The following is an 8652-nucleotide window of genomic DNA, read 5'->3' on the forward strand; positions in this document are numbered from 1 at the left end:
GTCTCGCACCTTTCAGGCTTCAGGAACCGAGGGTTTCTATTGCACAACCTGTCCACGTCGATATAGGCCACTTCATCGCGATAGAAGGATGAAGAGGCAGTCTGAAATGCACATACTGGGAATTCTGATCGGGGCGCTTGCTTTCGTCGGTATCTGGTGGTGGCGCTTCAAGGCAGCGCGCGAAGTGGCCGGGGAAATCGGCGATGCGGCCGGACGCATGCGCGGTGCCTATCGCCGCAGTCGATTTCGCGCCAAGGCGAACAAGGCCTCCCTGACGGCGATCGACGATCCCCGCACTGCTGCGGCAGTCGTCCTCGTAGCAGCCATCGAGGCGGGCCGTCCCCTAACCGACGAAGACGAACAGGCAATTGCGAGATGGCTGAAGGACGTGGCGGACGATCCGGATGCTGAGGAAACCGTGATCTTTGCCCGCTGGGCTTCTCGGCACAGCTACGACTTTCGCGGTGTCATGCGTGCGCTGACTCCTCTTTTGCGGCAGACCCTCGGCCCGAAGGAGCGCGACGACCTGATCGAGGCCACGAGCATGATGATCAATCGACGGGGGAGTTCAAACCTCGAACAGCGGGGCGCGCTGGTTCAGCTCCGCGATGCCCTCGAACCGAAGAATGTGCGACAGCGCCCCCTATGAGGACGAGAACATGCTGACCGTCTCCAATGTCGATCTCTATTACGGCGCTGCGCAGGCGCTGCGGAACGTCTCGCTCGAAGCGAAGACCGGCAAGATCACCTGCGTTCTCGGACGCAACGGTGTCGGAAAGACCTCGCTCCTGCGGGCGATCATCGGCCAGCAGTCGATCCGTCGCGGCGAGATCCTGCTGGAGGATCAGAAGCTTGGAAAAGCGGCACCTTATGCGCGTATACGCAAAGGCATCGGTTTCGTGCCCCAGGGCCGCGAAATCTTCCCGCTGCTCACGGTGAAGGAAAATCTCCAGACCGGCTTTGCCCCGCTCAAAAGCGACAAGAGCGTGCCCGACCATGTCTACGAGCTCTTTCCCGTGCTGAAGGATATGCTGTCCCGGCGCGGCGGCGACCTTTCCGGCGGCCAGCAGCAGCAGCTTGCCATCGGCCGGGCGCTGGTCACACGGCCCAAGCTTCTGGTGCTCGACGAGCCGACCGAAGGCATTCAGCCCTCGATCATCAAGGATATCGGAAAGGCGATCCGCTTCCTGCGCGACGAGTTCGGCATGACGATCCTGCTCGTCGAACAGTATCTCGATTTCTGCCGCGAACTCGCCGACGAAATCGCCATCCTCGATCGCGGCGAGGTCGTTCACCGCGGTGTCGCAAGCGATCTCGACCGGGACGATGTCCGCCGTCACCTGACGGTCTGAGAACCGACTGATCCGAAGGGCAGAGCACAGGGCTCCGGCGGCCTAATCGTCAACCCGGTTCCAGAAGCCGCGTTTGCGGCCATGCACCTGCCGGAGCCGCTCGACGAAGGCGGCATGATCTTCCATGAAGCCGAAATCGGCGATTTCCGCTGCCAGTCGTTCACATTCTCCAAGATGCCGGGCGGCATGCTTGTAGCGGCTCGACCTGCCCTCATCGAGCGTGAAATCGATCATCGCGCGCAGGAGCCGGGTTGCCGCCAGCGGATGGGAGGGTGACAGTCGTTCGCTAGCCGGTGTGAGCAGATGGTAGAGATCGCCGTTCCATGCGCGTTCGGGATCAAGCACGAGATCGGCAGAGCGCTTCAGGTCCGGCCATTCGATGAAGAATCCGAGCGCATCGTGCGGGTCTTCCCGGTCGCCGACTGAAGCCAGCACCTTGGCCTCGGTCTCGACATCCTCGAATTCCGGCAGCCGTGCGATGTAGTCTTTCAGCATCTGCACATCGAGGCGCTTCTCGAAACAGAGCCAGCGGAAAGCCTGGGCGTCCGCCGGCCTGCCGGCCGCTTGGAGCGCCGCGATATAGGCTGCTTCCCACTCCGGTTCGATGAAATCGGTAACGATCTCCTCCGGGCTTTCCAACACCCCGGAAAGCGCCTCCAGCGCGTCTTCCGATCGACCAGCCTGAAGCAGCCGGTCCGCGATTTCCGCCGCGACACTCGGCACCGTGCGTTCGAGTTCGGAATGTCGGGCGACGAAATCGTCGACATCTCCTTCGGCATCGGCAATGGCGCGCAGCGCGGTGTCGCTGCGATGGCGCTTGCTGAAAGCCTCGAACTCGTCCTCGTACATCGGGCCGTTCAGCGAGTAGGCGACGATGCGGCGCTGCGCATCGGGCTTACGGTCGACGGGTTCATTCGCCCAGTCGAGCACCTTCGCCTTGAGCGCCGCCAAGCCCTTGCTGCCGAGCACCGGCGCAAGTTTTTCGATCAGATCGTCGAACTGGCCATGATCGTTTTCGGTCAGCGCTGTGAAGACCTGCCCGGCAAGGGTTTCCGGCGGCGGAGAAACGCGTACCGCAAGCGCGACCAGATCGTCGATCGCCTTGCCGAATTCAGCCATGACGGTGCCCGAACCATCATCCGTGCGCTCGAAAATGCCGTTTGCCAGGGCCAGATAGCGCCACAGAAGGTCGAGCGCCTCGGCCGGATCGCTGGGGCCCAGCGTGTCGACGATGGCGTGTCGCTGGCCTTCGAGGTCCTTCACGAGATCCTTGCGCTTGCGCCAGCCGACCCGAGACTTCGCGTTGGCGATCGCCGTCAGCCGTTTGCGAATTTCGTGCGCCGCGCTTTGCGGGCTGGCTTCATGGGCGAGCTCCAGCCGAAGACGCCGTTTGGCGGTCGCATCGCCTGTCGAAATCTCGATGAGAAGCTCGGCGAGACGTTTTGCGCCAAGCGCTTCCAGATTGTCTGCGTTGAGCGTCGTACGCGATGCCATCAGCCCGTCCTGCTCTCGTCACCGCTTGAAGCGCGTTTGCGGTAAGTCTCCCAACCCTTCGCCCTGAGATCGCAGGCCGGGCAAGCGCCGCAGCCATAGCCCCAGTCGTGAAAATGCTCCCGGTCGCCGTGATAGCAGGTATGAGTGTCCTGGCGCACGAGATCGACCAGCGCTTCGCCGCCGAGCCGTTCGGCAAGCGCCCAGGTCTCGGCCTTGTCGAGCCACATCAGCGGCGTGTCGAGAACGAAGCGCGCTTCCATGCCGAGATTGAGCGCCAGCTGCATCGCCTTCACCGTATTGTCCCGGCAATCGGGATAGCCGGAATAATCGGTCTCGCAGACCCCGGCGACGATGTGCTTGAGACCACGACGATAGGCGACAGCTCCCGCGAATGTGAAGAAGAGGAGATTGCGGCCCGGCACGAAGGTGTTCGGCAAACCGTTCGCCTGCATCGTGATCTCGGCGTCGCGCGTCAGCGCGGTCTCGCTGATTTTTCCGAGCGCGTCGATCTCGATCACATGGTCGGGCCCCAGCCTCTCGCCCCATAGAGGAAAGACCGTTTTCAGACGGTCCAGAACATGTGGGCGGATATCAAGTTCGATCGAATGCCGCTGACCGTATTCGAAGCCGATGGTCTCTACATGGCCAAACCGCTCAAGCGCCCAGGCAAGGCAACTGGTCGAATCCTGCCCTCCGGAAAAGAGCACGAGCGCGGTTTCGCCTTCGTCCATGGTCCGCCCACCTCGATCTATCGTGCAAAGTTCTGCCGGTTCGCCTTCTTGCCCCCATAAAGGTCACTCCATCTCGGTTGAAAAGCGCGAGAGGGGATTTTCCCGAAGCCATGCGCCCGAAACTGCTTCATCTGATGAGAAGCGTCAGGCCGATGCTCAATAAAAAGCTGTCCTATGGTGTTCCATATCGAAATCAAGCGCGGATATGGTGGCGAGAATCGGATCACAAGGCCGCCTCTCCCGAACGCCTGAGTACACGCACTTGGCCCGTCCGACCCGTCGTTCCAGCACGATCCAAGCGTCGTCCGCTGAGTTGCCGACGCCGGCGATCCGAAAAAGCCTCGAAGAACCACGTCCCGATTTGAAGAATTATCATGCGGCTTTTCAGGCGAAATGCTCGTAATTCGCATGCCGCTGGAACTAGATCGCTTCCATGCGTCTCAAGAGCCTCTCCCAATTGGCTTTCGAGAGCCTGCCGCGCCACGGTTTAGCAGTCCACCGGTCGACACCTGCCCGGGCGAATATCCACGCGGGTAAGAACAACCATCCAAACCCGCGTCACCGGGGTTGCGTCGAATCCCGTCTAGCGCTTATGAGGGATCCCGGAGAGGTGGCCGAGTGGTCGAAGGCGCTCCCCTGCTAAGGGAGTATACCGGAAACGGTATCGAGGGTTCGAATCCCTTCCTCTCCGCCACGGATTTTCCACTCTCCGCCACTTAAAATCCCGCTGATTCACGCATTCGACCCGGTCGACACACCCGTTTCGGGAGTGTGGGAATGTCGGTTTTGGCTGGTGTATCGTCCGGTGTATCGTGCCGTGTATCGCGTCGAGGATTACCGAGGCGGACCGAATCGGACGTCAATCGACGCGGGGCGGGTCCCTATCTCGTCCGGTCCGGGACGATCTATCTCTTCCAGGTCCGCCTTCCGAAGGATCTGGGTGGCGGTCGCTCGAGGCCGCCGATCCGGATCAGTCTCGGGGCCTGTTCGGCGCGCGAGGCACGGCGCAAAGCCGACCTCCTTGCAGCTCACGCACGGGGGCGGTTCGAGGAGTTGAGGGGCAGACGGTTGGCTGAAGGCAAAGATGAGGACGGCGCGCAAGTTGAGGACAAAACGCCGACCATTTCCGGAGAAACTCCAGAGGAAGCATTGGTCGAGATGCGCGGATGGCTGAAGGCGCATCACTCCTTCATCGCTGGTGAGCCTCCTCGTCCGAATCCAGACCAGGAGGCCGCGTTCGAGGGATGGCGCGGCCTGGTCAACATCGGACGTGAGATCGCCAAAGGCTCCGAAGGCAATCCAGTCATTGCCGACAATGCGGACATGCTGAAGGAGAAGTACGTTGCCAAGCTGATGGGCACGGAAACGTCCGCAGCCGCGATCAAGTCTGTCGATGCGACGCCAGCGTCTCAGACGCCATCGCAGTCTGCCGCTCCGGCAATCGCAACTCCCGCGGCGGCCGTTCCGCAGACGATGACCGACGCTCGGCAGAGTTTGTCGACGCCCTTACAAATGCAGGACCTGCTGGACGAGCACGGACAGAAGGTCCCTGCATTCAAGCTTGATCGACGTTTCGTGCCGCGTCCGGCCTCGACAATGCCGCTCTTCAGTGAAGTCTCTGACGACTATCTGGCGGCCCGGGCGGACGCTTCCGGGGGTAAGAACAAGGATCTCAAGACAGCCCGCTTTCGGCGGGACCTCTTCATTGAGCTGATCGGAGACCATCCCGTCGACACCTATGATGGGTCCGACCTCCAGGCCTATATCAGTCTCCTGACCTTCTGGCCCGCCAGCGTCGCGGAACGTCCAAAGCATATGACGGCGCGCGAGATCATCGACCGCAACCGCGATCTCCACGCCAAGCCGCTGGCGCGCAAGGCGCTTCAGGAGGGCTATGTCAGCATCGTCAAGACGATGATCGGCTACAAGTCCGCGACGCTCGGCTACCACAACCCGTTCACGCATGTTCGGGTCTGGTGGCCGAACACGGCCGCACCTCCCGTCTCGGCCGAGCCTTTGAGTGCGGAAAAGATTTCCGCGATCTTCAAGGTCGGCGTCGAGAGCGGGCTTCTCGACAATGCCCTTCTTCCGCTGCTTGGGCACTTGACCGGACGACGTCTCGGCCTGCTCATTCACCTGAAAGGTCACGACTTCCGCGAGAAGTATCACGGCGTTCACGTCGCGCAGACATCCGGGATCACGCAGATCAACGGCGTCTGGAAGCGCGTCCCGTACAAAACGAATGCGAGCACGAGCTTCTTCGTTCTCAACGACTTTCTCGATGAGATCGGCTTCGTGCATTGGGCGAAGGGGCTGGGCGACGCTTTCCTGTTTCCCGAACTCATGCGCCTTGCCGATCCGAGCAAGAGCGCCTCGTCCTACATGGGGCGACTGTTCGAGCGGGCGGGTGTCGAGAAGAGCCGCAAGGAGGTCTTCCATTCGCTGCGCGGCGGGCAGATCGAGGACATGCGCGACGCCGGGATCAACCCGCGCGACAGCAGGTTTCAGTCCGGCCATGCCATCAGTGTCGATGAGCACGAGGGCTATGGCTACAAGACGATCACCGAAACGCGCGCCCGGGAGCTTGCAAGGCTACCGCTCAATCCGTCCATCGACTACTCGGTGTTCCGCGGTCTCGACTTCGCCAAGATGGCGAAGTGCAAACGGACCAGAGGACGACAGACACGGCCGTAGCTGACGCCTACGGCCGCACAGACGAGGGCGACGAGTTCCGATTTGCCTTTCTGTAAAAGCCGAAGTCCTCGGCATTTGAGCGAACGCGTTCTCCGGGTGTTCAAACCCGGAAGGGTAGACCGTCCTTCGACCACACGGAGGATGGGTGATGACGAAGACGGAACCGCAAACCAATGTTCGGCCTTCGAAGCAGGAATGCCAACGCCTGCGTGCGATCGCCAAATGCGCGAAGAACGCCAATGGCCGAGCGCTGGAGGACGTCTTCGAACTCGGAGCGAAGTTCGAGGAGGCGGCGGAACTGCTGCGCGGCACCTTCTCGAGCTGGGTTCGACAGGAGTGCGAACTCGATCCGCGAACCGCTCTTGGCTTCCGAAAGGCTCATACGGTCCTGGCGGATCATCGAAAGATGCTTCTGAAGCGCAAGGTCTCGCCGAGTGTCGTCGTCCTGATCGCAGAGGCGGAAGTGGAGGCTCGCGAGCAGGCTCTCGTCGCGATTGCTTCCGGTCGGTCCCTGACCGCGAGGGAAGTACGCCGCGTTCTGCGCGGGACCGTTCCCGATCAGCCGAAGACGGCGGCCAGCGTATTGAAGCGCGCGGCCCGCAGCGGCGCCGACCGTCTCATGTCGGAGATCGAGGCGCTGGAGCAGGCCGTTCTCTCTCCGGAATGCTCGGACGAGGATCGGGGCAAGTTTGCTTCGGAGGCTGCACGTCTTCTACCGATCGCATCCTACCTTATCGGCGAAGACGGCGACGCAGGTTCGCCCGTTGGGAAGCTGAGACGCTGGGCGGACGGCGATTTTGCGGTCGCGCTTGAGGTCACGGAGGAAGATCACGCCGAACCCGAAAGCAAGGAGGACTACACGAGTGCCACTCAGTCCGCAGCTTTCGTCGCTCGTCCCGCTTCGAAACTCGGTTGTCTCGAGCACCCGTACAAGCATGACTTAACCGCTCTCGAACTCTTTGCGGGCGCAGGCGGCATGGCGGCTGGGCTCGCACAGGCCGGATTCCGTCACGCTGCGCTCGTCGAATACCTGCCCCATGCCTGCGAAACGCTGCGCGCTGCTTTCGGGAGCGAGCATGTTATCGAAACGGACGTGCGCTCTTACAAACCCAATCGAGCCGAACTCGGTCCGATCGATCTCCTTTCTGGCGGTCCGCCATGCCAGCCCTTCTCAATTTCAGGCGAGAGAGGCGGCTCTTCGGACAAGCGCGACATGTTCCCGGAGTTTCTGCGTCTGGTCGGGCACGTGAAGCCCCGATCGATCCTCATCGAGAACGTCGAGGGGCTGTTCCATGCACCGTTCGATTACGACCGCTTTCAGATTCAGGCCCGTCTGAAGCGGATGGGTTATACGACCGAGTGGCGGAAGGTCACCGCGACGCATTTCGGTGTGGCGCAGAACCGGGTCCGCTCAATCCTCGTCGGCTTCCGGGACAGAGATGTCATGGCGCGCTTCGTCTGGCCGACCGCGACCGTTCCTCACTATGTGTCCGAGCCCCTGACTGTCGACGGTGAATTGCTCGACTTCTTCCGCGCCAAAGGCTGGAACCCGTCGGAAGAAGATCTGGCGGGCATGGCCGTTCCGGCGCCTACACTGACTGGTGGCAGCGACAAGAAGTGCGGGGCGGATCTCGGTCAGCAGCACGCGCGGGAGGTCTGGGAAGAGATGGGGTTCGTCGGAACCCGGATTGGACGGGAGCTTCCGAAGAAAGACCACGAAGGACCCGTCGAGATCACGAACGCGATGTGCGCCAGGCTTCAGGGCTTCCCGTCCCTGTGGCCCTTCGCCGGAGGACACGTCGCGGTCTACAAACAAATCGCCAACGCCTTCCCGCCTCCGGTGGCGCGGCTCCTTGGATGTGCGATCGCCTCGGCTCTCACAGGAAAAACCGTCGACCATGGTGGGTACCTCTTCACACAAGCCATGCGACCGCTGAATGCACTGCGCAGGCGAAGCCTTCAAAACAGGGTGCCCACCGGGGCCGTGCGGACCCAACTTCCGATCGACCGGCCTCGCCCGGCTCGGGCGCTGGATCTTCGAAGCCTGCAAGCTGCGAGCGAAGCGATGGAAGACGACGATGCGCTCGTCTGGATGAACTGACGCGTCCGATGCCGAACGCGTCGTTTGGGTGCAACCGGATCTGAGCAATATCCGATTAGCGAGTTTGAGCACGAGGATCTGGTAGTTGGGTCAAGCTGTGCGATGCTGATGATGCATTCGGAGCAAGACTGGGAAATCATTTCCGCTCTGCGGCCGAGAACGAACCCGCTTCCGCGGGAGGGCGCCTGTCTCTTCGTTCACGGATTTCATAAGGAAGATCACGTTCTGATTGAGCGTCGCCCGGTGCGGGCAGACGATCCTGGCTCCCTTTACCCTGTGG

The 8652-nt window shown here is 61.6% G+C and carries 6 protein-coding genes, 1 tRNA gene and 1 pseudogene; 6 read left to right on the plus strand and 2 right to left on the minus strand.

Translation table 11 applies throughout. The features are described from left to right. Nucleotides 1-106 precede the first annotated feature (106 nt). Both ABRA89_RS16885 and urtE read left to right on the plus strand, forming a co-directional pair. The gene (locus ABRA89_RS16885) at nt 107-649 is read left to right on the plus strand and encodes a hypothetical protein (RefSeq protein ID WP_349942658.1); all 543 of its coding nucleotides are present in this window, start codon (nt 107-109) and stop codon (nt 647-649) included. Between the two features lie 10 nt (nt 650-659). Beyond that, nucleotides 660-1352: an urea ABC transporter ATP-binding subunit UrtE gene (gene urtE / locus ABRA89_RS16890; protein ID WP_349942672.1), complete on the plus strand. Its 693-nt coding sequence runs from the start codon at nt 660-662 to the stop codon at nt 1350-1352. Nucleotides 1353-1394: 42 nt separating this feature from the next. Here the strand turns inward: urtE and ABRA89_RS16895 are convergent, their stop codons facing one another. Next, nucleotides 1395-2846, minus strand: coding sequence for a DUF6880 family protein (locus ABRA89_RS16895; protein WP_349942659.1), 1452 nt, complete (start codon nt 2844-2846; stop codon nt 1395-1397). After that, a complete protein-coding gene (queC, locus tag ABRA89_RS16900) occupies nt 2846-3577 on the minus strand; it encodes a 7-cyano-7-deazaguanine synthase QueC (RefSeq protein ID WP_349942660.1) in 732 nt (243 codons plus the stop codon). Before queC ends, ABRA89_RS16895 begins: the two co-directional genes overlap by 1 nt. Nucleotides 3578-4181: 604 nt before the next feature. Here queC and ABRA89_RS16905 point away from each other — a divergent pair. The 4 genes and pseudogenes from ABRA89_RS16905 to ABRA89_RS16920 all read left to right on the plus strand — a co-directional run bounded on the left by ABRA89_RS16905 (nt 4182) and on the right by ABRA89_RS16920 (nt 8372). Then, a tRNA-Ser gene (locus ABRA89_RS16905) sits at nt 4182-4271 on the plus strand. A gap of 83 nt (nt 4272-4354) precedes the next feature. Next, nucleotides 4355-4624 (plus strand): annotated as a pseudogene (locus tag ABRA89_RS16910) (DUF6538 domain-containing protein); the annotation flags it as partial. Between the two features lie 21 nt (nt 4625-4645). Continuing rightward, nucleotides 4646-6271 (plus strand): site-specific integrase, encoded by a 1626-nt coding sequence (locus tag ABRA89_RS16915; protein ID WP_349942673.1) that lies wholly within the window; start codon nt 4646-4648, stop codon nt 6269-6271. Nucleotides 6272-6419: 148 nt separating this feature from the next. Further along, nucleotides 6420-8372, plus strand: a complete 1953-nt coding sequence (locus tag ABRA89_RS16920) for a DNA cytosine methyltransferase (protein ID WP_349942661.1) — start codon at nt 6420-6422, stop codon at nt 8370-8372. Nucleotides 8373-8652 lie beyond the last annotated feature (280 nt).

Source organism: Fulvimarina thalattae (assembly GCF_040239565.1).
Classification (GTDB): domain Bacteria; phylum Pseudomonadota; class Alphaproteobacteria; order Rhizobiales; family Rhizobiaceae; genus Fulvimarina.

Excerpts from the sequence above, each read along its gene's own strand:
- ABRA89_RS16885 (WP_349942658.1), top strand. The coding sequence starts at position 107 with ATGCACATACTGGGAATTCTGATCGGGGCGCTTGCTTTCGTCGGTATC.
- urtE (WP_349942672.1), top strand. The coding sequence starts at position 660 with ATGCTGACCGTCTCCAATGTCGATCTCTATTACGGCGCTGCGCAGGCG.
- ABRA89_RS16895 (WP_349942659.1), bottom strand. The coding sequence starts at position 2,846 with ATGGCATCGCGTACGACGCTCAACGCAGACAATCTGGAAGCGCTTGGC.
- queC (WP_349942660.1), bottom strand. The coding sequence starts at position 3,577 with ATGGACGAAGGCGAAACCGCGCTCGTGCTCTTTTCCGGAGGGCAGGAT.
- ABRA89_RS16920 (WP_349942661.1), top strand. The coding sequence starts at position 6,420 with ATGACGAAGACGGAACCGCAAACCAATGTTCGGCCTTCGAAGCAGGAA.